Origin of the sequence: Polaribacter sp. Asnod1-A03 (assembly GCF_045063585.1) — a bacterium.
In the GTDB taxonomy this organism is placed as follows: Bacteria; Bacteroidota; Bacteroidia; order Flavobacteriales; family Flavobacteriaceae; genus Polaribacter.
Genome location: NZ_JBEFOE010000009.1, coordinates 959,754 through 983,893 on the forward strand (window position 1 = coordinate 959,754; position 24,140 = coordinate 983,893).

The following is a 24,140-nucleotide window of genomic DNA, read 5'->3' on the forward strand; positions in this document are numbered from 1 at the left end:
CTCAATTTATTTAACAAAAAAAAGCCTCATAAAATTATATTTATGAGGCTTTTTTATTATTTATAAAAACTCTTTATCCGTAAATTTCATTTAAAATTTTAGCTAGACGAATTCCTCCTCTTTGTAACTGAGTTCTTACAGTGCCAAAATGATCATAACTATATCTGTAACTTAATTTTTCTCCTATTTTTACAGATTTATAAACCTCAACAGAAATTTTGTGTACTTCATTTACCCAATCTACAACTGAGCCTTGCTCAATTAATTCTACTTGTTTTTTTGATAAATCTTTAGCGTTATCAGCTAAATCAGAATAACTCATCCCATAATCATCAATCATTTTACTATCCCAAACACTATGTAAATTTGTTCCTTTTCCAAACCATTGTACTTGCACATCATTACCTCCTTTATCTTCTTTTCTACCAATATGCATTGGTTGATGTAAATCTCCTATAAAATGTACTAACATTTTTAAATGAAAAACCTTGTCTTCTTCACTACTATTTTCATCTTTTAAAACCTTAATACAAGTATCAATACCTGTGACTAAATCTCCTTGCGGATTTTTTTCAGCTTCTTCGTACGTCTGATCTAAATCCATATTTACATAATGCCAAGGCGAATATTTTCTGTAAGCTCTATCCGATTTTATTTCGTCTGCAAACGTAGATACAAAAGCCAAACTCTGGCCTTTTAATATCTTATCAATATTTTTCTTTGCCTTTTTAGTTAAATAAACTTCTGCTATTTGCCCTGTTGCTCTATGACCATTTTTACCCCAATATGTTATTTTTTCTTCTGGTTTATTAGAGAAGAACAACATTGTAATCATTAAAAATAATTTAATTTTCATCTGTAAAATAATAATTTTAATTCTTAGCGAAAGTATAAAATAAATATCTAAATATTTGGAAATTAACACAAAAATAATATATCTTTGTGATATCATTTTAATATCACTATAAATCAAACACAATGAAATCAGAAAAAATTATTAAACCGGCCAACGGTTATCTAATGTTATTAATTGTTTTAGTTCTATTCTTTGGTAGTATCGCTTTTGCCTTTGTAAAAGCAAATGCTATTTACATTATTCCTGCCATAATAAGTTTTTTCGGTTTTTTCGGTTTTATTTTAGTGAACCCAAATAACTCTAAGGTTATTTTATTATTTGGTAAATATGTAGGTACTATTAAAGCAAATGGGTTGTTTTGGGCAAACCCTTTATTTAAAAAGAAAACAATTTCTTTAAGAGCTAGTAATTTTGATAGTGAGCGTTTAAAAGTAAACGATAAACTCGGTAATCCAGTAATGATTTCTACCATTTTAGTTTGGCGTGTTACAAATACCTACAAAGCTGCATTTGATGTTGATAATTACGAAAACTTTGTACGTGTACAAACAGATGCTGCTGTTAGAAAATTAGCTAGTATGTACCCTTATGATAATTTTGCTGATGAAGGTTTAACAGAAGATATTACGCTTAGGTCTAGCGTAAATGAAGTTTCTGAAGCTTTAGAGAAAGAAATTGATGAACGTTTGACAATTGCAGGTATTGAAGTTTTAGAAGCTAGAATTGGTTATTTAGCGTATGCAAATGAAATTGCTTCTGCCATGTTAAAAAGACAACAAGCAACTGCTATTGTAGCAGCAAGGCATAAAATTGTACAAGGTGCTGTAGAAATGGTAGAAATGGCTTTAGAGGAATTAAATAAAAAACAAATTGTAGAATTAGATGAAGAAAGAAAAGCTGCAATGGTTAGTAACTTATTAGTTATTTTATGTGGAGATAAAGAAGCGTCTCCAGTTGTTAATGCAGGTACTTTAAGTCATTAAACATGGAAAAAAACAAATCATATAAAAAAGGAACAGGTATTGCAATAGGTATCGCTATTGGTGTGGCTTTAGGAACTGCATTAAATAATATTGCAATCGGAATTAGCCTAGGGATCGTTTTTGGAGTTTTATACGATTCAAATAAAAGTAAAGATTCTAAAAAAAAGAACTAAAAAGACCTAAGTTATGAAAGAATATAAAGTAGTAAACTGGAAAATGGGTTTTTCTAAAAATAATCAAAAATTAGAAGACACATTAAATCAATACGCAAGAGAAGGCTGGGTTTTAAAAGACATTGCAGAAAACTCTTCTAGGTTGATTTTTGTAAGAGATAAAAACCGTTAAAAATGAAAGTTTTTAAAGAAGAACAACGTTTTACGCAAACTTGGTTAATTTTACTTTTAGCTATTAGTGTAATTGTACCAATTACATTGGTTGTACAAGAATATTTAGAGAAAAACTCTAACATGACAACCAATGATTTAATTATAACTTTGGTTGGCGTTTTAGGCTCTGTATCAATTATTTTCTTCTTTAAATTGATTACCAGAATTGATGAGTTTGGTATTCACTATCAGTTTTTTCCTTTTCATTTTTCTTTAAAAAAGATTTCTTGGTCAGAAATTACTGCCGCAAAAGTTAGAACCTATGACCCTATTGGAGAATATGGCGGTTGGGGATTAAAAGGTGGTGCTTTTTGGAATAAAGGAAAAGGAAAATGCATCAACATTTCTGGTGATATTGGCATTCAACTTGTATTAAAAAACGGTAAACAATTATTAATTGGTACCCAAAAAGAAAACCAAGCTAAACAAGTATTAGAAACCTACAAAAACAAGATAATATGATAAAAGTAATTACATATTCAACAATATTTATACTTAGTATTACGGTTTCTTTTGCACAAATAAAATCCGAAGAAATACTAATTACAAATGATAAAATAGAATTACCAGGAACTTTAACTTTTTCGGAAGAAAATTCCCCTTTAATCATTTGGGTTCACGGTTCTGGCCCTGTAGATAGAAACGGAAATCAACCAGCACAAAATGTAAATGCGAATTATATTAAACAGATTAGAGATGCTGTGAATAAAAAAAATATCGCATTTTTTAGTTTTGATAAAAGAACGGCTAATAAAAAGAATTGGGAATTTTCTAAAAATATAAATTTCTCTGATTTTGCTAAAGATTTAGATGCTGTAATATCTCATTTTAAAAATGATAAACGTTTTACAGAAATCACTTTAATCGGTCATAGTCAAGGCTCTTTGGTTGCCATGTTAGCATCTAATGATATTGACAAATACATTTCGCTTGCTGGCGCAGGAGAAACAATAGATAAAACTATTGTAAAACAATTTGGTAAAAATAATCCGACTTTAGGTGAAGCGGCTCAACAACAATTTGACACTTTAAAAGCAAAAGGAAGAATTGAAACTGTAAATCCATTTTTAATGAGTGTTTTTGCAAAACAAAATCAAGCGTTTTTATATTCTTGGATGCAAATAAATCCTACAGAAGAAATTAAGAAATTAGCCATTCCTATTTTAATTATTAATGGCAATAAAGATTTGCAAGTAAAAATAGAAGATGCAAAATTATTGCATGCAGCAAACCCTAAATCTAAATTGGTTATTATAGAAAACATGAATCATGTTTTAAAAAACATAGAAAAAGAAGAAGATAATATGGCTTCTTATTTTTCTGCTGATTTTCCTATTTCAGAAAAATTAATAGAAACCATTATAAAATTTGTAAGAAAATAAAAATGGCAAAGAAAAAAGCTTTTGCACTTCGCATAAATGAAGACATGATAAAAGCCATTGAAAAATGGGCTTCAGACGAATTCCGTTCTACAAACGGACAAATCGAATGGATGCTTATGCAAAAATTAAAAGAAGCAAAAAGAGAACCTAAAAATAAAGAGGAATAAAATAAAAAAACCTCGCTACAAAATGTAAACGAGGTAATCTCAACTTAACTAAATTACTAATTAATTTTTTACTTTTTCTTTTTCTAACTTTTCCCAGTCCAAACATAAAGAGAAAAACATCTCTCAACAATACCTACTTGTAGGTATTTTAAAGCCTTTACAAACTTTAATAAATAGGATTTTATAAAAAAAAACTATTAATTCTTTAAATACCTCGTGGACTTTTCTTGATATTGTTTAATTACTATATACATGAGAATTATCTAATGCATCTTCAAGAGCGTCATTAGTACTTACTTGTAGAATAGTTCCATTTTCTCCTAATAAACTGATGGGAAATTCAAACACTAGCTCTTCTGGGTTTATACTAAAAATAGTTATAAGCTCTTCATCGTTATTTATAGTTACAATATTGTTAACTCGTTTTATTTCTAACGGATATTCAAAATTTAGAGCATCATCAATATCTCTTTCGTATGAGCAATCTTCAAAATAATTTAAGATTTGTTCTCTTGTATTAAGAACTCCTGCTGTATTACCAGTAGTAGAAGAATATATAACATCACAAACACTTACATCATCTATAGTATAATTGGTATTGTTATTTGTGTTGTAGATAGTTAAAAGACTTTCTACAGAACTTAAACCTTTATCTAATGAACCTGGAGTGTAAGGGTTTAAAATTGTCTTGTTGTTTAAAATGTAAGTAACAACAGCATCACAGTTAAAATTTACCTCAGATATTGGTACGCTATTATCAAAATAGGTTCTTTTAAGATCTCCATTAAAGTTACAATCATCAAAATAATCTACTATATTATCATGTCCGAATATTTCTGTAAACTTATCATTTTGGATAATATTACGAATGAAAAAATCTTCATCAGTAAATTCAACTCCAACTTGTTGAGAAGCATCGTTTTTGCTTTCTTGATAATTGTTTTCCCAATTTTCATCCATTTTTGGAAGTGCTGGATAATAATCACCTTGATTATTCAAAAAGTAACCCTGTAAAATTGGGGTATTTATAGCCCCTATAGAAGAAAAACAATCAGAATTAATTAAGTTTAAGTCTTTACTAGAGGTTGCAGTTCCTATTATCTTTCCTGTTAAATCTACAGATATTATTTGAGTATCTTTTACATTTTCAATTTCTTGATTATCTGTACAAGATTGAAAAAAAATAATACTTAAGAATACAAATGTTTTAAAAATGTTTTTCATTTTTTTTATACTTTGTTAAATTTATTATGTAACAAAGAATTTTTATAAAAAGTTGAATTAATTAATTGAACCTTTTTTTGTTTTTAATAATAATTTATTGGCAATAATTATAAGAATCGTCTAAAATAGCATCAAGAGCATTATTGGTATTAATCTCTATCATGTTGCCATCTAAATCTATTAAATTTATAGGGTACATAAATTCTAATTCATCTCCTTGTGTAGTAAAAGCGGCTAATAAATCTTCATTATTTTCTATAGTTACAGTTTCATCTAATTGTAAATTAATACGTTTTATTTCTAATGGATATGAAAAATTTAAACAATCATTTTCAGAAGCATCTCTAGAAAGCATACAGTTTTCAAAATAATTTTTTAAATCTTTTGTTGTATAAAGACTTAATTCTTCTCCATTAGGAGTAGCATATTGAAAACCATATATTTTTAAATTTTCTAAGCCATAGTTTGTGTTGTTCTGTAAATTATAATTAGCTAATAAATCTTCTACTAAAAATAAACTTGTTGTAGTAAAATCATATACTGAAGCACTTGGAATACTTATATCATCGTATATAAATACAGTTATATTACCTGTGTTTATATTACAATTGTCAGGAATATCAGAAAAAGCCAAACCATATTCAGTTGTATCACCAAAACCAAATTCACAATTTTCAAAGTAATCTAACATTGATTCACGTTTTGATAGACCACTAAATCCAGTAGGGTTGCTTATATAGCTTATAAAAAAATCTTCATCAGAAAAAGTAACTCCAGTAGCATTAAAAGCTTCTTGTTTAGCATTATTATATCGAGTCAGCCACATATCTAATGTTTCTGTATTAGTAAAAACATCAGTATTAGTAAATACAAAAGAGTAATAATCTCCTTCAGGATTGTTAAAATAACCACTAGTAATAGATAATAAGTTACAGTTAGTTTTTGCAGCATTAGTTACAAAGAAGTTATAATCGTTAAGAGAAGTTGCTGTAGTAATTATTTTTTCAGTTAATTCTATCGATATTGTTTGTGTATCTTCTGTATCTTCAACTTCCTGTTCATCTGTACAAGATTGAAAAAAAATAGCAGTTAATAATAAAAATACAGATGTTTTAAAAATAAATTTCATTTTGTTTATTTAATTGTTTTTATATACTATAATATATGTTAGCTTTATAATTGTCCTCTCAAATATTTTGACTCAATATTCTTTAAAGTTTTTTCAAATACACTTATATCATTTAATCCTTTTGTTACAATAAGGCTACCTTGAATCTCTATTAAGGTTTCTAAAGCATATTCTTTTGATTCTTTAATAGGTATGTTTAAAGCAAGCCCTATTTCCATGAAAGAATTAATCCACTCTATCATACTATTCTTTATATTTTCTTCAAATAAAGACAACCCTGTTTGTGTTGAAAACGAATTAAAAATACAGCTCTCATTTCCTTCATCGTAAAGTATTTTAATATTAGTTAACCCATCTTTAAGTCTTATTTCTGCTGTTTTAGAATCGTCTTTTAATGTTAAAAAAATATTTTCCTCAACCCACCGATCAATATGAGTAAAAACAGCTTTAGCCATTTCATATTTTCCTTTAGGAAATCTATGATATAAACTTGCTTTTTTTAATCCTGAAGCTTCTGCTAACTCCTGTAAGCTAGCTCCTTCATATCCTTTATCACGAAAAACTTTGCTTAAACTAACTAGCATTTCTTTATCTAATACTTTTTGTGGTCTCATGGGGCAAAGCTATAATAAAAACAATACCTTACCAAACGATCGGTAAAGTATATTTAAACCAATAAAAATAAGTTTATTTTATGTGTACATACCAACTGTTAAAAAAACAATTCACTTATAACGGGTATCTTCTATTTTGTATATTGTTGGCTTCAAATTCAAATAAATATACTTAATTATGAAAAAACTCTACTTTTTACTTTTTTTATGTACTTCTTCCCTACTCTTTTCGCAAGAGTTTTCTATGGATTTAGTAAAGAACATGAAACCTAGAAACATTGGTCCTGGTGGAATGTCTGGTCGTGTAACTTCTATTGATGTTGTAGAATCTAACCCAGAAACTATGTACGTTGGTACTGCTTCTGGTGGAATCTGGAAATCTACTTCTGGTGGAATTAAATGGGAACCAATTTTTGAAAAAGAATTAACCGCCTCTATTGGTGCTGTTGCAATACAACAATCTAACCCAAGTGTAATTTGGGCAGGAACAGGTGAAGGAAATCCTAGAAATAGTTTAAATGGTGGATTTGGAATTTACAAATCTTTAGATGCCGGTAAAACTTGGACTTCTATGGGTTTAGAAAAAACGAGACACATCCACAGAATATTGATTGACCCTACAAACCCTGACATTGTTTATGCTGGCGCTATTGGTTCTCCTTGGGGAGAACATAAAGAACGTGGTGTTTACAAAACAATTGACGGAGGTAAAACTTGGAAACAAATTTTGTTTACAAATGATAAGTCTGGTACTGCAGATTTAATTATGGACCCTAACAATCCTAATAAAATAATTGCTGCCATGTGGGAACACAAACGTGATCCTTGGTTTTTTAAATCTGGAGGAACAGGAAGTGGTTTATACATAACATATGATGGTGGTGATAATTGGAAACAAATTACAGAAAAAGAAGGTTTTCCTAAAGGAGAATTAGGTAGAATTGGTGTTGCCATTGCGCCTAGCAATCCAGAAATAGTATATGCTCTAGTAGAAGCTAAAAAAAATGCTTTGTATAAAAGTGAAGATGGTGGTTTTACATGGAAAAAAATAAACGATAAACCTGGTATTGGGAATCGTCCTTTTTATTATTCTGAAATTTATGTAGCTCCAGATAACGAAAACAGATTATATACCGTTTTTACGTATGTAAATGTTTCTGAAGATGGTGGTAAAAACTTTAATCAGTTAATGCCTGCTTATGGAGCAGATAATGGTATCCATCCAGATCATCATGCTTGGTGGATTCATCCTAAAAATGGTAATTTTATGATGGATGGTAACGATGGTGGTTTAAATATTACTAGAGATGGTGGTAAAACTTGGCGATTTATGGATAATATTCCTGTTGCCCAATTTTATCACATTAATGTGGATAATGAATTCCCTTACAATGTTTACGGTGGTTTACAAGATAATGGTTCTTGGAGAGGACCTGCTTACGTTTGGAAAGCGCAAGGAATTAGAAATGCTTATTGGCAAGAAATTAGTTTTGGTGATGGTTTTGATGTAGTTTCTGATAAAGATGATGCTCGTTACGGATGGACAATGAGTCAGCAAGGTTCTGTTTCTAGATTCGATTATTTAACTGGTAACAATTACTCTGTAAAACCAACTCATAAAGACCCAGATGTTAAATTACGTTTTAACTGGAATTCTGCTATTAACATTGATCCTTTTGACAATTCTACATTATATTTTGGTAGCCAATTTGTACATAAATCTACAGATAAAGGATTAACTTGGTCTGTTATTTCTCCTGATTTATCAACCAATAATCCAGAAAAATTAAAACAATCAGAAAGTGGTGGTTTAACTTTAGATGCTACTGGTGCAGAAAATCATTGTACCGTTTTAGTAATTGAACCTACCGTTTTAGAACAAGGTGTTTTATGGGCTGCAACAGATGATGGACAAGTACACATCACAAAAAATGATGGAGAAACTTGGACAAACGTTGCCAAAAACATTAAAGGTTTACCAGAAAACAGTTGGGTTACTCAAATAAAAGCATCCAATAAAAATAAAGGAGAAGCACTTTTAATTGCTAATGATTACAGACGTTTTAACTATACGCCTTACGCTTATAGAACAAAAAACTACGGTAAATCTTGGGAACGTATTGTTGATGAAAATGATGTAGAAAGTTACACGTTAAGTATTATTGAAGATCCAGAAAACGCAAATTTATTATTTTTAGGTACAGATGATGGTTTGTACATTTCCATAGATGCTGGTAATAAATGGACAAAATGGACAAATAGTTTCCCTACTGTTCCTGTAAAAGATTTAGTAATTCATCCAAGAGAAAATGATTTAGTAATTGGTACTTTTGGTAGAGCTGTATGGGTTTTAGATGATATTCGCCCGTTAAGAGCTATTGCAAACGGAGATATCAATGATAAAAAATTAGAACTTTTTACTCCACCAACAGCTTACCAAGTTGCTACACAACAACCAACTGCAAGTAGATTTGGTGCAGATGCACTTTACCAAGGAGAAAACAGAAAAAATGGTGCTATTATCTCTTACTACATAAATAAACCAAAGGTTGATAAAAAAGCTAAAATTAAATACGATTCTATTAAGCTAGAAATTTTTGATGGAACTAAATTAATAAGAACCTTAAAAACAAAAGCTCCTAAAAAAAACGGAATTCATAAAACTTCTTGGGGATTAAGAGAAAAAGGTGTTGCTAGAGCTTCTAGATCTAACAGACCGTCAAGAAGAGAACCAAGAGGTGCTTCTGTAAAACCAGGAACTTATAAATTAAAAATGACTTTTGGTGATGTTGTTTCTGAGCAAGAAATTAAAGTAGAGTTTGACCCTAGATTACAAATTTCTAAAGAAGCTATCGATCAAAAATATACTGCTAGTAAAGAATTAGAAAGTTATCAAGAAAAAATTGCTGCTATTGTAAAGCAATTGGTAGAAAGTAAAACTACAGCTACTTCTATAAAATCTAAATTAAGTAAAGAAGATAAAAAGAAATACAAAGCAGAAATTAAAGCATCAACAGATATTATTAAAAAAATTGATGATTTAATTGCCATTTACTTAGGTAAAGAAGATAAAAGACAAGGAATTGTAAGAAATGCAGAAGTTACCGTTAACCAAAGATTAAGTAGTGCTAGTAGATATATTAGTTCTCGTTTTGGAGAGCAAACAGCTACAGAAACACAACTAACAAAACAGTTTAAAGAAGCTTTTGAAAAAGCGGTTTCTGAAACTAATTTATTTTATAAAAATGAATGGCCAACGTATAAAACATCAGCTGAAAAAATCTATATTTCTCCTTTTAAAGAAACTAAAATTTATACTATAGATTAAAGTATTATATGAAAAGAATATTTCTTTTTTCATGTTTATGTATTTTATGTGTTAAAATTAAAGCACAATCACCTGTAGAAACCAAATTAGGTTCTTGGTATATGTTTAATGGAAATCATCAGTTATCAGAAGATATAAAATTGATAACGAATGCTCATTTTAGATATTACGAAATTGCTTCGGAATATCAACAAGAAATATATAGACTAGGTCTTAATTACAACATTAACAAAAAAGTAAATGTTACAGGTGGTTTTGTTTATTCTGTTACTGATAAATCTTATAAATCGGAATCTCCTAATTTGTACGAATATCGATTTTATCAAGATGTAAATTTAAAAGCAAATTGGAATAAAGTGAAAGTGAATCATAGAATTCGATTGGCGCAACGGTTTAAAAGACAAAATTTAGAAAATCAAATAAAACATAGAATAAGGTATGGTTTGTTTTTAAAACATACCATTACTAGAAATTTAGAACTTTATAGTTTTAATGAAATTTTTATGAAATTTGAACCAAAATCTTTTGATCAAAACAGAATTGGAGCAGGCTTAAACACTAAAATAAATAATAAACTGACTCTTAAAACAGGCTACTTTTATACCAAATTTTCAGAAAGTAGTCTTCATAGACTTCAAATCGGAATTTTATTATACACCGATTTTACGAAATAAAAATTAAAAAATGACAGAACCTTTTCTTACAAACGATGCCATCGTTTTTGGACTTTTAATGATTTCTTTAGGCTTTGTATTCTATACAGAAAACCTTAAAAGTGGCTTTTGGCCAAAATTTTATAAAATTGTTCCAGGTTTATTTATGGCGTATTTTATCCCTGCAATTTTTACTACAACTGGTGTTATTTCTCCGGAATGGGAAACCGTAAATACAACAGGAGAAGTTGTAAAAAACAGCTCTCAATTATACTATGTTTCTAGTCGATTTTTATTACCAGCAGCATTAGTTTTAATGACATTAAGCATCGATTTAAAAGCTATTTTTAACTTAGGTTCTAAAGCTTTAATTATGTTTTTCACAGGAACTGTTGGGGTAATTATTGGAGGACCAATTGCCATACTAATAATCTCTATCTTCTCTCCAGAAACTGTTGGTGGAGCAGATTTTGATGCTGTTTGGCGAGGACTTTCTACACTTGCAGGAAGTTGGATTGGTGGTGGTGCAAACCAAACCGCTATGTTAGAAATTTATCAATACAATCCTCAAAAATACGGAGGAATGGTTTTTGTTGATATTGTAATTGCTAACATTTGGATGGCTGTTTTATTAATAGGAATTGGTAAAAAAGAAAAAATAGACAAATGGTTAGGTGCAGATACAACCGCCATTGAGCAATTAAAAGAAAAAGTATCTTCTTTTTCTAAAAAAGTAAAAAGAAACCCTACGTTAACAGATTATATGATTATGCTTTCAATAGCCTTTGGTACTGTTGGTTTTGGCCATTTTGTATCTAGTTATTTAGCCAATTTCTTTAGTAATTTAGTATCTGGTATAGCTTCTGAAACTTGGAGAAACATTTTTACTTTTTTAACTTCTTCTTTCTTTTGGTTGATTAGCATTTCTACAATTGTTGCTATTATTTTATCTTTTACAAAAGCGAAAAATTACGAAGGTGCTGGCGCAAGTAAATTGGGTAGCATTTTTATTTACATTTTAGTGGCAACTATTGGTATGAAAATGGACTTAGCTATGATTTTTGATAATTTAGGTTTAATCGCAATCGGTCTTGTCTGGATGTCTATCCACGCTGGTTTATTAATAATAGTTGCAAAATTAATAAAAGCACCTTATTTCTTTTTATCAGTAGGTAGTCAAGCAAATGTTGGTGGTGCAGCCTCTGCCCCTATTGTTGCACAAGCTTTTCATCCATCATTAGCTACTGTAGGTGTTTTATTAGCTGTTTTTGGTTATGCAATTGGTACTGTAGGTGCAATTTTATGTACTATTTTAATGGAATTATCAGCAACTTTATAAAAAAATGAGCATATTTGCAGACGAAAATTTAGATTTATGAAGAAAATTATTACTCTTTTAGTAGTATCAATTTTAATTAGTGCATGTTTCTCTAAAAAAAATGGAAACATGACTGTACAAGGGCAAATTAAAGGTTTAAAAAAAGGTACTTTATACCTACAAAAAATGCAAGATACTGTTTTAGTTTCTGTAGATTCTGTAAAATTATTAGGTACAGATAAATTTACTTTAACTGATAATATAGAATCTTCTGTTGTATATTTTTTAACTTTTGATGGAAACACGTCTAACAAAAGCATCCTTTTCTTTGGTGAAAAAGGAACAATTACAATTAATGATAAAATTGATCAATTTGGTTATAAACCAGAAATTTCTGGTTCTAAAAACCAAGAAATTTTAGAAAACTACAATAAAGTTAAAAGTAAATTTCAGAATGAACGTTTAGAGTTTATCAAAAAAGATTTTGATGCTAAACAAGCAAATGATTTAGAATTAGTTAATCAATTAGAAAAAGATTATTTAAAACTAACTAAAAGGAGAGTTTTATTTACTACTAACTTTGCAATATCAAATCCAGATTCTGAAGTAGCACCATATATCGGTTTAACAGAAATGTACGATGCTAGTATAAAAATGTTAGATACATTAAACAACTCTTTAACAGATAGAGTAAAAACTACAGATTACGGTAAACGTTTCCAAAAATTTGTTTCTAATATTAAAGAAAACGAACAATAATTAAATTAGTTCTACAGAATAAAAAAGCCTTCATTAAGTTATAATGAAGGCTTTTTTTATTTTTCTAATTATATTTCAAGTATTAAAAACGATTATCTCCATCTAAAAGATCTCCAATACCACCTAAAATACTGCCCTCTCCTTTTGTTCCGCTACCTGTTCTTGGCGCCATAGCCAACACTCTACCTGCTAATCTACTAAACGGTAAAGATTGTATATAAACAGTTCCGGGTCCTCTTAAAGTTGCAAAAAACATTCCTTCACCACCAAAAACCGTATTTTTTATTCCTCCAACAAATTCAATATCATAATCTACACCTTGTGTAAAACCAACAATACAACCCGTATCAACTCTTAAAACTTCTCCAGCTTGTAATGTTTTTTTAGCTAAAGTTCCTCCTGCATGAATAAAGCCTAAACCATCACCTTCCATTTTTTGCATGATAAAACCTTCTCCACCGAATAACCCTCTTCCTAATTTTTTAGAAAATTCAATTCCTATAGAAACTCCTTTTGCAGCACATAAAAAAGCATCTTTTTGGCAAATAAATTTACCACCAAAAGCAGTTAAATCAATAGGAACAATTTTACCTGGGTAAGGAGATGCAAACGAAATTTGTTTTTTACCTACTCCTGCATTTGTAAAAACAGTCATAAATAAACTTTCTCCCGTTAAAATTCTTTTTCCTGCAGAAAAAATCTTTCCTAAAATACCTGTTTCTTGATTAGAACCATCTCCAAAAATGGTATTCATACTAATATTATCATCCATCATCATAAAAGTTCCTGCTTCTGCAACAACTCCTTCTTCTGGATCTAATTCTATTTCTACAAACTGCATTTCTTCTCCAAATATTTTATAATCTATTTCGTGCGCATTTCTATTTGATGGATTTGGTATTTTATCTTGAAACATAATCTATTTTTTAGGTTTTAATTATTAGAAGTCTTAAGTGCTATTTTGTTACAATAATTGCCATGTTAATTTTAAGTTCTCTTTTAATAAAACTAAATTAACTTTTAATTATTACTCTATTTTCTTTAATATATTAACTTTGTAGTACTTATAAGTAAATAAATAATTTAAAGACTAATTAAAAAACAACTAATTATGAACTACTTATCCCCAGAAATTGAAGCATTGTCTAAGAAATTTGAAAAAACAAAATCTTTGGCTCGTACAAATGTATCTTGTGGTATTTTTCAAGAATGTGACTATAACGAAGAAAGACCGAAGCTATATAAAAAAGAAGCTAATTTATAGTTTTACTTTTACACTCCATTGAAACTGGAATCTAGAAACTACAATTCCATCTTCATTTTTTCCTTCGGATGTTAAAAAAATAACTTGTCCTTCTTTTGTTTCTATAGATTTTTTAATTGCATTTGCAACCTGAGTTCCATCATTACAAGTAAATACAATTTTGCCTGTAGCTTTTTTAAAAAAATCACTTTTTTGATGTGTAACTAACATAGAAACTTTTTTCTTAGATTTTTCTATTGCTTTCATTACCAAAACAGCTGTACACATTTCTGCAGCCATACCTTGTGCTGCCCAAAACATACTTTTAAATGGGTTTTGATTGATCCATTTATACTTAATATTTACAGCAGAAAAAGTATCTGTAATCTCCTTTACTCTCATTCCGCTTAAATAACCTAAGGGTAATTTAAACATCATAAATCTATTTATATTTTTTGGTGTAATCTGCATATTCCTTCTATTTAATGCCAATTTACCACTTTTTTATCAGAATAATTTTCAAATTAAAAATGTTAAAAAAACGTTAATTATAGTACTATGTATTGCATAATACCTTTTTTAAGATATATATTTGCATAAGAAAGTATTATACATTTTATAATCATGAAAAAAAATAACGATAACACCAACGCTTTTTTAATACACATTTGTGCTTTTGCTGGCTTTATGTTTCCTTTTGGTAATATTATAACTCCTTTAATTGCATGGCAAACATTAAAAGACAGAAGTCCTTTTTTAGATGAACAAGGTAAAGAAGCAGTAAACTTTAATATAAGTTATACACTTTATGTTTTTCTTTTATCAATAGCATTTATCCCTTTTGCATTTGGTTCTATATTTAATAACCATAATGGTTTTTTTAATGGTAATCATTATAATTTAGACCTAGATTTTAGTTTTAATAATGCTTTTGGTTTTATAGGCTTAGGATCTATAACTGGATTAATTTATTTGATAGGAATGGCATTAGTAATCATTGCCTCTTTAAAAGCAAGAGAAGGAGAAAACTACAAATATCCTTTTACAATAAAATTTATAAAATAATTATAAACCACAATAAATGAAGATAGAAAACACAAAAGCACAAATGCGAAAAGGTGTTTTAGAGTATTGCATTTTATCCATCTTAAAAAATGGTGATGCTTATACTTCTGAAATACTATCTACGCTAAAAAGTGCAGAGATGATTGTGGTTGAAGGTACCATTTATCCGTTATTAACTCGTTTAAAAAACGCTGGCTTACTAACATACAGATGGGAAGAATCAACCTCTGGACCACCAAGAAAATATTACGTTTTAACAGAAAACGGCAGCATGTTTTTAAAAGAATTAGATAAAACATGGGGTAATTTAGTAAATGCAGTAAACCAAGTAATTAGCACAAAACCAACTAACAATGAATAAAACTATTAATATTAATCTAGGCGGATTTTTCTTTCATATAGATGAACTTGCCTATCAAAAATTAAAAAGATACTTAGAGTCTATTTCTAGATCTTTAAGTGATGATCCGCAAGGTAAAAACGAAATTATAGCCGATATAGAAGCTAGAATTAGCGAACTTTTATCAGAAAAAATAACTGATGCAAGACAGGTTGTTAATGAAGGTGATATTGATGATATCATTAAAATTATGGGACAACCAGAAGATTATGCAGAAGCAGAAGAAACTTACAACGAATCTAGTTACTCATACTCAAGAAATAATAGTAATGGAAAAAAACTATTTAGAGATGGAGAAGATAAATTTTTAGGAGGTGTTGCCTCTGGTATTGCGCATTATTTTGATATTGATACTATTTGGATTCGTCTGGGTTTATTAGCTCTTTTCTTTGGTGCTGGTTTTGGAGTAATCTTATACATTATTCTTTGGATTTTATTACCAGAAGCTAAAACAACTGCAGAAAAATTGCAGATGGAGGGTGAACCTGTAAATATTGATAATATAGAAAAAAAGATTCGTGAAGAGTTTACAAATGTTTCTGAAAACGTAAAAGATTTTGCTAACAATGCATCAGAAAAAATAAAAGGTGGTGCTAGTGAGTTTTCAGAAAAAATGAACCAGACTTTCTCGGGAAAGACAAAAAAAAATAACGGATTACAGGATTTTATAGATACATTAGGTAAAGTAATACTTGCTATTTTTAAAGTAATAGGTAAGATTATTGGTGTAATTATAATTTTTGTTTCTGCTGCTGTTATTTTATCTCTAATAATTGGAGGGTTTTCTTTAGGAAGTTTAGAGTGGTTAAATGTTGATGGAGAATTTTTACAATACCCACCTTTTTTCTATGATTCTGAATTACCAATTTGGTTACTTACTTTATGTGGATTTGTACTTGTTGGAATTCCGTTTTTACTTTTATTTATTTTAGGATTAAGAATTTTATCTAGTAATGTAAAAAAGATAAGCAAACCAACCTCTTTAACCTTAACTGGAATTTGGATTGTTTGTTTACTTGTAGTAATTTTTAGAGGAATAGAGTTTGGGTCTTCTCACTCTACTTATGGTCAATCATCAGGTAGAAGCAATATTAATATTGTTAAAAATGATACTCTTAACTTAAAAATTGTAAATGATGACGAAATTTTTTACAGACATAATTTAAGATCAACTTCGCATAAAGAAGAGGTTTACATAGATCATAAACAAATGGTTTACAGTAATAATGTAAACATTAAAGTCAAAAAAAGTAATTCTGAAGAGAGCTATATAGTTATTGTAAAAGAATCTAGAGGTCAAAACAAAAGTAATGCTAGTTTTAATGCAGAAAAAATAAATTACAAATACAAAATTGAAGGTAATACACTTGTTTTAGATGCTTATTATTTATCAAATTTTAAAAATATGTGGAAACATGAAGAAGTAGATATTACCATTTTTATACCAGAAAATGTTACTATTTATTTTGATAATTCTGTAAAACACTTTTTAGATGATGTTAAAAATGAAGGAGATATCTATGATAAAGATATGGTAAATCATCATTTTATAATGACAGATAAAACTTTAAAATGTACCGATTGTGTTGATGAAATTGAAGAAGAAACGGAAGTAGAAATGCAAGAAGCAACAATCTAAGATACAATTCAACATAAAAATACAACAACTCGGTAACCAAAGTTTCATTTTAAGCGTCTATTAAAAGACATTTGAATCAAATTAAAAATCAACTATTATGAAAACAGCTACTCAAAAAATTATCACATTATTACTTGTAACAGTACTTTTAAGTTCTTGCTCTGCAGAAATGTTTAACAGTATTAGCGGTAACAAAAATGTTGTTACAGAAAATAGAAGCACTAAAGAAGACTTTTCCGCAATAAAAATAAATAATGGTTTAGACCTTTATATCTCACAAGGTTCTAAAAACAAAATTATTGTAGAAGCCGATGAAAATTTACAAGAAATTATTAAAACAGAAGTTAATAATGGTGTTTTAAAAATTTATGCTGAAAAAAACATTTGGAGATCTAAAGCTAGAAAAGTCTATGTAACCGTAAAAGATTTAGAATCTATAAGTGCTACAAGTGGCGCAGAAGTTTATACAGAAGATACTTTAAAACTAGATAATCTTATAGTTGGAGCAACAAGTGGTGCTGATGTTGAAATTAGTGTTGATGTAAATACGATAGAAACAAGTGCTACAAGTGGCGCAGACATAGAGGTTTCTGGTATTGCTAACAATCATATTTCTAGTGCTACAAGTGGTGCATCTATAGAAGCTTATAAATTAAGAAGTAAAAATGCAACTGCAAGAGTAACAAGTGGCGCAGACATAAATTTATTTGCTTCAGAAACTATAGATGCTAAAGCAACAAGCGGTGGAGATATCGATTTTAAAGGAAACCCTAAAAAAGTAGATAAAACTTCTTCTTCTGGCGGAAGTGTATCTGCCAAGTAATTAGAATTAATTAAATCAACCAAACCTTATAACCTTAAGGTTCCAAAGCCTTAAGGTTATTTAAAAAACCCATGCTATGCAAGACTTTTTAACTCCTTTTAAAGAATCTTATTTAATAAAAATAATAATTGCTATTATTCTATTTCTTTACAGTCTGTTTAGCAATGCTCAAGTAGAAAAAACATCTAATTTATACAAGGTTCTAAAATCTAAAGACAGTATTCTTTTTAAAAGCTCGTTTGATAATTGTGATTTAAAAAAAATAAGAACTATTATTTCTGAAGATTTTGAATTTTATCATGACGTTAGTGGATCACAAAATAAAGAAGATTTTATAAACGCTGTAAAAGAAAATCTTTGTGCTAATCCTAGTGTAAATAATAGAACATTAGTTAAAAATTCTTTAGCCGTTTTTCCTATGAAAAACAATAACAAACTATACGGTGCAATCCAAAAAGGAAAACACACTTTTCAGCAAAAAATTGATGGTAAAATGAAAACAGTTGGTATTGCCGATTTTACACATCTCTGGATTTTAGAAAACAATCAATGGAAATTAAAAAGGGTTTTAAGTTACAACCACAAACCTTTTTCTGAATAAAAACTTATTAGAAAGCTAACTTCTAATATTAGTACTAATACTTGGTTTTATTAGTTTACTTGGTAAGTCGTCGTTTTACACAAAACGACGCTTACTTTTTTATGTAAGTTTTAACCTGAACTTATCAAATTAAAATATCAGCATTAACTTCTTAAATAAACAACAATTTATACTTCGCTATTTTTTCTTAATTTTGTTAAATATTTCAATGCAATGTCTAAAAAAGGAAAAGAAAAAAACACTTTAAATAAAGCCAAACATACCAAATTAATGAATAGAAAAATTAATAAGGTGAAATTAGAAAAACTACAAAATAAAGAACGTTTAAAAGCAATTATAAAAAAGGCTAACGAATCTAAAATTAAAGAAAACGAATAAGTAATATTTTATTGTTTTTTTAAATAATTAAAAATAAAGCTTATAATTTTCTTTCAATGAACAATTTAGAACAAAAGTTAAAAAACCCTGTTTGGTTTTCTCTACAAGAAACTCATAATAAACACCTTATAGAAATAGAAGGTGTACAGTTTTATAACCCTCAAATAAATAATTTTGGTGCTTTTTTTGATACTAACAAAACTGCCAAGGCTTTAAATGAATATTCTAAGTTAACAGAACATTTTTTTTTAGTTTCTGAGAATCAAACACCAGAAATTGATAACGATCATATTTTACTAGAAAGAAAAATTGACGGTTGCCAAATGGTGCTTGATAACTTTATAGATATTGAATCTACAGAAGAAATTGTGCTATTAACCGATAAAAATATTGATGAAGTTTACGACTTAATATGGTTAGTAATGCCAGGTTTTTACCAAAAAAGAGGTTTTGAAATGGGGAAATTCTTCGGAATTTTTAAAGACAATAAATTAGTTGCTATTTCTGGACAAAGAATGCAAACTGATGATTTTATTGAAATAAGTTCTGTTGTTACACACCCTAATTATACAAAAAGAGGTTTTGCAAAACAACTTATTTCTTATACAACAAAAGAAATTATTAAAGAGAATAAGTTACCTATTTTACACACCAATAAAGGAAATAAAGCAATTCCGCTTTATAAAAAATTAGGTTACAAATTAACCCGAGATATGAATTGGTGGCTATACCGAAGAAAGTAAGAGAGTAATTTGTATTAACGCAAAAAAATCCTAAGTAAAAACTTGGGATTTTTATTTTTATAAAAGAGAACTATTTATTTATCAATAGAACCTAAAACACGTTTCATAAAATTATTTAACGCTTCTTTTTTTGGTGTACCATCCTTAATCATTTTATCAACTTCTACGGCACCATACATGTTAGAAATTAACTCACCAATAACATCTAATTCTTCATCTTTTAAAGAAGGAACTTCTGTTAAAGCTTCTAACGTTTCAATTGTTTCTAAAACATAATCTTGATCGTTTTCTTCGATAAAATTAGTTAGGTGTTTTATTACAGGTAGTTTCATTTTTTTTATTTAAAAGTTAAAAAGATTATATGTTAAACTTAAAATCTTTCTAATACTTTAGTATAAATTTATACAACTTCGTTTACTAAATCTTTTAAAACATCAAACTTATTAGTTTGTGTTTGATTTACTATTTTACCATCTACAAAAGCTGCAAAAGTTGGTAAATTACTTACATCTGCTAATTGTCTGCTTTCAGGAAATTTTTCTGCATCAGCAATTACAAAAGCAACACCTTCGTTTTCTGTAGATAATTTTTTAAATTTTGGTTTCATAATTCTACAGTTTCCACACCAAGTTGCAGAGTATTGTACAATTACTTTTTGGTTATCAGCAATTATTTCTGATAAATTGTCTTGACTTAATTCTTGTACCATAATATTATTTTTTAAATAAAGAGCTCGTAGATAAATTTCCTCGAACCTATAAACGAACTCTTTATTTTAATTTTATTAGTGAGATGCTAAATATTCTTTAGTTCCTTTTGCATTTGCAGACATAGCGTCTTTTCCTTCTTCCCAGTTTGCAGGACAAACTTCTCCATGAGATTGAACGTGAGCATAAGCATCAATTAAACGTAAAAATTCATTTACATTTCTACCAACTGGCATGTGGTTAATTCCTTCATGAAAAACAGTACCTTCTTCATCAATTAAATAAGTAGCTCTATAAGTTACATTATCTCCTTCTACTTGTATTGTTTGTGTAGCTTCATCAAAAGTTTCATTAGTAATATCTAAAATACCTAAGATTGATGATAAGTTTCTGTTAGAATCTGCTAAAATTGGGTAAGTTACACCTTCAATTCCACCATTATCTTTAGAAGTACTTAACCAAGCAAAGTGTACTTCTGGTGTATCACAAGAAGCACCAATTACAATTGTGTTTCTTTTTTCGAACTCACCTAAAGCTGCTTGAAAAGCGTGTAATTCTGTAGGACAAACAAATGTAAAATCTTTTGGATACCAAAACAATAACACTTTCTTTTTGTTATTTACTGCTTCTTCTAATACATTTAACTTAAATGTATCACCCATTTCATTCATTGCGTCTACATTTAAATCTGGAAATTTTTTACCAACTGCTGTTGCCATTTTTTTTATTTTTTATAATTAATGTTTGTTCTTATTTTGATACCACAAATATAGAATTGAATACATTATAAAAACAAAAAAGTTGATGGTAACTTCTTATATTTCCATCAACTTTATTTATAATAAAACATCTTTTAAATAGCTTTACACTATTTACTAGCAAAGAGCTTGATATCGTTTGCAGAGACTTCTTTTTCTCCTAAAATAATTAAACGTTCTACAACATTTCTTAATTCTCTAATGTTCCCTGTCCAATCATACTTTTGTAACAATTTTACAGCTTCTAATGAAAAACTCTTTTTAGGAGTGCCTTGTTCTTGAGATATTTTTGTGGTAAAAAAATCTACAAGTAAAGGTATGTCTTCTCTTCTATCGTTTAAAGCAGGTACTTTAATTAAAATCACGGCCAATCTATGGTATAAATCTTCTCTAAATCTACCTTCTTCAATTTCTTTTTTTAAATCTTTATTTGTTGCAGCAACAATACGTACATTAACCTTGATATCTTTATCTGAACCTACACGCTGTATCTTGTTTTCTTGTAAGGCACGTAACACTTTTGCTTGTGCAGACAGACTCATATCACCAATTTCATCTAAAAAAATAGTTCCTCCGTTTGCAGCTTCAAACTTACCTGCTCTATCTTTATTTGCTCCTGTAAAAGAACCTTTTACATGTCCAAAAAGTTCGCTTTCTATTAATTCTGATGGAATTGCAGCACAATTTACTTCTATTAAAGAAGCTTTAGATCTATCTGATTTTTCGTGTAACCAATGTGCTACTAATTCTTTTCCTGTTCCGTTTGGTCCTGTAATTAAAACCCTTGCATCTGTAGCAGCTACTTTTTCTATAATTTCTTTTATGTGAGAAATTGCATCACTCTCACCAATCATTTCGTAATTTTTACTTACTTTTTTCTTTAGCCTTTTATTTTCTACAACAAGTGTTTTTTTATCCAAAGCATTTCTTACCGTATTTAAAAGTCTGTTTAAATCTGGTGGTTTAGAAATATAATCAAAAGCACCTAAACGCATTGTATTTACTGCTGTATCTAAATCTCCATGACCAGAAATCATAACAATTGGTACTTCTGGTTTTATTTTTTTTGCTTTTTCTAATACCTCAACACCATCCATTTTTGGCATTTTAATATCACATAAAACCAAATCATAATCGTTATTTTTTATCATTTCGATGCCTAATAAACCATCTTCTGCTTCTTCTACATTATAAGCATCATTTTCTTCGGATATTATTTTAGTTAAAACCCTTCTAATTGCAGCTTCATCTTCTATGATTAATATTTTTGCCATCTAAATCTTAAATTTTATTCCCGTTCTTAAATAAAATGTATTTACGTTGTTTAAAGTAAACACATGCTCTCTGTCTATATTTCTTAAAACATTTTTAATTCTAAGACTATACCCACAATATGTATATAAAACTAATTTATCACGTAGTAAATATTCATAACCTAAGCCAGAAACTACTACAGATAAAGAAACATTGTCTGCTTGTTTATCATCAATAATTATTGGTCTTTGTAAATGGGCAAAATAACCATCGATACCTACAAAAGCTTGTAGAAAATTTTTATCTTTAATCTTATATTTTATATTAGATTTGGGTACACCTGCATTAAAAGACCAAGAGTCATTTACTTGTCTAAAATAACTTACAAAAGGTAAAGGAAAAGGAATACCTGTAGTTGAATTATAGGTTAAACCTAAAATTAAACGATAAGGTCTTTTTAATGATTTATCATCTGTTTTATCATTTATAAAAAATGTACCTCCGTTTAAAAACAAATCATCCCCAGTAATTTTTTCTGTTAATGTAGAAGCTAATCTTGGTGTTATTTGAAACCCTGCCCTCCAATCTTCATTAATTTTAAAAGTATACCCTACATTAATATCTAAAATAGTTAATGTTTCTATCAAAGAGTTATCAAAAGGATAGTTATCATTTAAATTTGTATAAATATTATTATACTCTGTACCAACAAAAATATATTTGTCGTTTTTAAGTTTTATAGGATAATTAAATAAGGCTCTAATTCTTGTAAACTGGTCTTCGGATTTATTTTTGGGGATAAAAGAATATTCTATCCTCGCTAAATCACTTAACTGAGCATTTATAAAACCAACCGAAAACAAGAAAAACACTAAGACAATTCTTTTCATTACAACATTATTTTTTTTCTGTAAACACATGTATATCTCTTTGCGGAAATGGAATTGATATTTTATTTTCTCTAAATTTTTTATCAATTTCAAAGCGTAAATCACTTTTAATTTGATTGTGTGCGTAACTATTACTAATAACAAAAAGTAATTTAAATTGAAGTGCACTGTCTCCAAAATCTGTAAATAAAACTTTAGGTTCTGGATTTTGCATAATTAATGTATGTGTTTTTGCTGCTTCTATTAACAGCTTTTTCACCAATTGTACATCAGACCCGTATGCAACTCCTATTTCTACTCCTTCTGTTGTTTGTATACCATTTTGTGTCCAATTAAATAAACTTTGGGTTAAAAACTTATGGTTTGGTATAATTAAAACTTTATCATCAATAGTAACCGCTCTAGTTGTTCTTAATTTTATTTCAAGAACTTTGCCAATCTTTCCATCTACCTCTACAATATCATTTACAGTAAGGGTCTTATCTAACAAAATAAAAATACCCGATATAATATCTTGAAAGAGTGTTTGTAAACCTAAACCAATACCAACTAATATAGCTGCAGAACCTGCCAACAAAACACTAACATCTATACCCGAAGATTCTAATGCTATTATTAAAACTACTGTATATATAAAATATTGTAGAAAAGAAAAGATAGCTTTAAACTTACCTTTATCTTCTTCGTTTAGCTTTCTATTTACTAATTTCTTAACAAAATTAAGAATATAACTTGTAATTATAATTACAATAATTAAAAACAATATAGTTTTTACATCTAAATGAATACTATCACTTAAATTAAAAGAGTAATTTAAAAAATTCTTTATTTTATCCATAA

30 protein-coding genes are annotated in these 24,140 nt (G+C 28.6%); 18 read left to right on the top strand and 12 right to left on the bottom strand.

Annotation, left to right across the window (positions count from 1 at the left end):
- Positions 1 to 73: 73 nt before the first annotated feature.
- Positions 74 to 856: a S1/P1 nuclease gene (locus tag ACJJVY_RS04725; RefSeq protein WP_405605692.1), complete on the bottom strand. Its 783-nt coding sequence runs from the start codon at positions 854 to 856 to the stop codon at positions 74 to 76.
- A gap of 122 nt (positions 857 to 978) precedes the next feature.
- Between ACJJVY_RS04725 and ACJJVY_RS04730 the strand changes: the two genes are divergently transcribed.
- From ACJJVY_RS04730 to ACJJVY_RS04755, 6 genes are read left to right on the top strand one after another with little or no spacing between them, the layout of a single operon-like run.
- Positions 979 to 1,839 (top strand): SPFH domain-containing protein, encoded by an 861-nt coding sequence (locus tag ACJJVY_RS04730; RefSeq protein WP_405605694.1) that lies wholly within the window; start codon positions 979 to 981, stop codon positions 1,837 to 1,839.
- Between the two features lie 2 nt (positions 1,840 to 1,841).
- On the top strand, positions 1,842 to 2,012 hold the full coding sequence (locus tag ACJJVY_RS04735) for a hypothetical protein (protein ID WP_405605696.1): 171 nt from the start codon (positions 1,842 to 1,844) through the stop codon (positions 2,010 to 2,012).
- A gap of 13 nt (positions 2,013 to 2,025) precedes the next feature.
- Entirely contained in the window at positions 2,026 to 2,184 is a 159-nt protein-coding gene (locus tag ACJJVY_RS04740) for a DUF4177 domain-containing protein (RefSeq protein ID WP_405605698.1), read from the top strand.
- A gap of 2 nt (positions 2,185 to 2,186) precedes the next feature.
- Positions 2,187 to 2,687, top strand: a complete 501-nt coding sequence (locus tag ACJJVY_RS04745) for a hypothetical protein (protein WP_405605700.1) — start codon at positions 2,187 to 2,189, stop codon at positions 2,685 to 2,687.
- Entirely contained in the window at positions 2,684 to 3,607 is a 924-nt protein-coding gene (locus ACJJVY_RS04750) for an alpha/beta hydrolase (protein ID WP_405605702.1), read from the top strand. The genes ACJJVY_RS04745 and ACJJVY_RS04750 overlap by 4 nt, the downstream gene beginning before the upstream one ends.
- A 2-nt stretch (positions 3,608 to 3,609) precedes the next feature.
- Complete coding sequence (locus ACJJVY_RS04755; RefSeq protein WP_405605704.1) at positions 3,610 to 3,774, top strand: Arc family DNA binding domain-containing protein; 165 nt, start codon at positions 3,610 to 3,612, stop codon at positions 3,772 to 3,774.
- A gap of 237 nt (positions 3,775 to 4,011) precedes the next feature.
- Here the strand turns inward: ACJJVY_RS04755 and ACJJVY_RS04760 are convergent, their stop codons facing one another.
- The 3 genes from ACJJVY_RS04760 to ACJJVY_RS04770 form a co-directional block, all read right to left on the bottom strand.
- The gene (locus ACJJVY_RS04760; RefSeq protein ID WP_405605706.1) at positions 4,012 to 4,998 is read right to left on the bottom strand and encodes a hypothetical protein; all 987 of its coding nucleotides are present in this window, start codon (positions 4,996 to 4,998) and stop codon (positions 4,012 to 4,014) included.
- A gap of 94 nt (positions 4,999 to 5,092) precedes the next feature.
- The gene (locus ACJJVY_RS04765; protein ID WP_405605708.1) at positions 5,093 to 6,127 is read right to left on the bottom strand and encodes a hypothetical protein; all 1,035 of its coding nucleotides are present in this window, start codon (positions 6,125 to 6,127) and stop codon (positions 5,093 to 5,095) included.
- A 44-nt stretch (positions 6,128 to 6,171) separates the two neighbouring features.
- On the bottom strand, positions 6,172 to 6,741 hold the full coding sequence (locus ACJJVY_RS04770; RefSeq protein ID WP_405605710.1) for a TetR/AcrR family transcriptional regulator: 570 nt from the start codon (positions 6,739 to 6,741) through the stop codon (positions 6,172 to 6,174).
- Between the two features lie 178 nt (positions 6,742 to 6,919).
- On the opposite strand from ACJJVY_RS04770, the gene ACJJVY_RS04775 reads away from it, so the two are divergent.
- Genes ACJJVY_RS04775 through ACJJVY_RS04790 form a run of 4 tightly spaced genes read left to right on the top strand, consistent with a single transcriptional unit; the run spans position 6,920 to position 12,799 of the window.
- Entirely contained in the window at positions 6,920 to 10,069 is a 3,150-nt protein-coding gene (locus ACJJVY_RS04775) for a WD40/YVTN/BNR-like repeat-containing protein (RefSeq protein ID WP_405605711.1), read from the top strand.
- 8 nt (positions 10,070 to 10,077) lie between these two features.
- Positions 10,078 to 10,743 (top strand): DUF2490 domain-containing protein, encoded by a 666-nt coding sequence (locus ACJJVY_RS04780; protein ID WP_405605713.1) that lies wholly within the window; start codon positions 10,078 to 10,080, stop codon positions 10,741 to 10,743.
- 10 nt (positions 10,744 to 10,753) lie between these two features.
- Positions 10,754 to 12,061 carry a DUF819 domain-containing protein gene (locus tag ACJJVY_RS04785; protein WP_405605715.1) on the top strand — a complete coding sequence of 436 codons (1,308 nt, stop codon included), beginning with the start codon at positions 10,754 to 10,756 and terminating at the stop codon, positions 12,059 to 12,061.
- A 36-nt stretch (positions 12,062 to 12,097) separates the two neighbouring features.
- The gene (locus ACJJVY_RS04790; RefSeq protein ID WP_405605717.1) at positions 12,098 to 12,799 is read left to right on the top strand and encodes a DUF4369 domain-containing protein; all 702 of its coding nucleotides are present in this window, start codon (positions 12,098 to 12,100) and stop codon (positions 12,797 to 12,799) included.
- A gap of 82 nt (positions 12,800 to 12,881) precedes the next feature.
- Here the strand turns inward: ACJJVY_RS04790 and ACJJVY_RS04795 are convergent, their stop codons facing one another.
- Positions 12,882 to 13,715: a TIGR00266 family protein gene (locus ACJJVY_RS04795; protein ID WP_405605719.1), complete on the bottom strand. Its 834-nt coding sequence runs from the start codon at positions 13,713 to 13,715 to the stop codon at positions 12,882 to 12,884.
- Positions 13,716 to 13,910: 195 nt separating this feature from the next.
- On the opposite strand from ACJJVY_RS04795, the gene ACJJVY_RS04800 reads away from it, so the two are divergent.
- A complete protein-coding gene (locus ACJJVY_RS04800; RefSeq protein WP_405605721.1) occupies positions 13,911 to 14,063 on the top strand; it encodes a hypothetical protein in 153 nt (50 codons plus the stop codon).
- Here ACJJVY_RS04800 and ACJJVY_RS04805 read toward each other — a convergent pair.
- Positions 14,058 to 14,513, bottom strand: a complete 456-nt coding sequence (locus ACJJVY_RS04805; RefSeq protein WP_405605723.1) for a DUF4442 domain-containing protein — start codon at positions 14,511 to 14,513, stop codon at positions 14,058 to 14,060. The genes ACJJVY_RS04800 and ACJJVY_RS04805 overlap by 6 nt on opposite strands.
- A 153-nt stretch (positions 14,514 to 14,666) precedes the next feature.
- Here ACJJVY_RS04805 and ACJJVY_RS04810 point away from each other — a divergent pair, with 153 nt between their 5' ends.
- From ACJJVY_RS04810 to ACJJVY_RS04840, 7 genes are all read left to right on the top strand, one after another.
- Positions 14,667 to 15,107 (top strand): DUF4870 domain-containing protein, encoded by a 441-nt coding sequence (locus ACJJVY_RS04810; protein ID WP_405605725.1) that lies wholly within the window; start codon positions 14,667 to 14,669, stop codon positions 15,105 to 15,107.
- Positions 15,108 to 15,123: 16 nt separating this feature from the next.
- Entirely contained in the window at positions 15,124 to 15,468 is a 345-nt protein-coding gene (locus ACJJVY_RS04815) for a PadR family transcriptional regulator (RefSeq protein ID WP_405605727.1), read from the top strand.
- A complete protein-coding gene (locus ACJJVY_RS04820) occupies positions 15,461 to 17,146 on the top strand; it encodes a PspC domain-containing protein (protein WP_405605729.1) in 1,686 nt (561 codons plus the stop codon). The genes ACJJVY_RS04815 and ACJJVY_RS04820 overlap by 8 nt, the downstream gene beginning before the upstream one ends.
- A 97-nt stretch (positions 17,147 to 17,243) precedes the next feature.
- A complete protein-coding gene (locus ACJJVY_RS04825; protein WP_405605731.1) occupies positions 17,244 to 17,969 on the top strand; it encodes a head GIN domain-containing protein in 726 nt (241 codons plus the stop codon).
- A gap of 76 nt (positions 17,970 to 18,045) precedes the next feature.
- A complete protein-coding gene (locus ACJJVY_RS04830) occupies positions 18,046 to 18,570 on the top strand; it encodes a nuclear transport factor 2 family protein (protein WP_405605733.1) in 525 nt (174 codons plus the stop codon).
- 213 nt (positions 18,571 to 18,783) lie between these two features.
- On the top strand, positions 18,784 to 18,948 hold the full coding sequence (locus tag ACJJVY_RS04835; RefSeq protein ID WP_405605735.1) for a hypothetical protein: 165 nt from the start codon (positions 18,784 to 18,786) through the stop codon (positions 18,946 to 18,948).
- Between the two features lie 56 nt (positions 18,949 to 19,004).
- On the top strand, positions 19,005 to 19,691 hold the full coding sequence (locus tag ACJJVY_RS04840; protein ID WP_405605736.1) for a GNAT family N-acetyltransferase: 687 nt from the start codon (positions 19,005 to 19,007) through the stop codon (positions 19,689 to 19,691).
- 74 nt (positions 19,692 to 19,765) lie between these two features.
- Here ACJJVY_RS04840 and ACJJVY_RS04845 read toward each other — a convergent pair whose 3' ends face one another.
- The 6 genes from ACJJVY_RS04845 to ACJJVY_RS04870 all read right to left on the bottom strand — a co-directional run bounded on the left by ACJJVY_RS04845 (position 19,766) and on the right by ACJJVY_RS04870 (position 24,138).
- Positions 19,766 to 20,023, bottom strand: a complete 258-nt coding sequence (locus tag ACJJVY_RS04845) for a DUF6952 family protein (protein ID WP_405605738.1) — start codon at positions 20,021 to 20,023, stop codon at positions 19,766 to 19,768.
- Between the two features lie 68 nt (positions 20,024 to 20,091).
- Complete coding sequence (locus tag ACJJVY_RS04850) at positions 20,092 to 20,400, bottom strand: thioredoxin family protein (RefSeq protein WP_405605740.1); 309 nt, start codon at positions 20,398 to 20,400, stop codon at positions 20,092 to 20,094.
- A gap of 75 nt (positions 20,401 to 20,475) precedes the next feature.
- A complete protein-coding gene (locus tag ACJJVY_RS04855) occupies positions 20,476 to 21,117 on the bottom strand; it encodes a peroxiredoxin (protein ID WP_405605742.1) in 642 nt (213 codons plus the stop codon).
- Between the two features lie 149 nt (positions 21,118 to 21,266).
- Positions 21,267 to 22,430 carry a sigma-54-dependent transcriptional regulator gene (locus tag ACJJVY_RS04860; RefSeq protein WP_405605745.1) on the bottom strand — a complete coding sequence of 388 codons (1,164 nt, stop codon included), beginning with the start codon at positions 22,428 to 22,430 and terminating at the stop codon, positions 21,267 to 21,269.
- Complete coding sequence (locus ACJJVY_RS04865) at positions 22,431 to 23,300, bottom strand: DUF6268 family outer membrane beta-barrel protein (RefSeq protein ID WP_405605747.1); 870 nt, start codon at positions 23,298 to 23,300, stop codon at positions 22,431 to 22,433.
- A 7-nt stretch (positions 23,301 to 23,307) separates the two neighbouring features.
- Positions 23,308 to 24,138: a mechanosensitive ion channel family protein gene (locus tag ACJJVY_RS04870; RefSeq protein ID WP_405605749.1), complete on the bottom strand. Its 831-nt coding sequence runs from the start codon at positions 24,136 to 24,138 to the stop codon at positions 23,308 to 23,310.
- Positions 24,139 to 24,140: the final 2 nt, after the last annotated feature.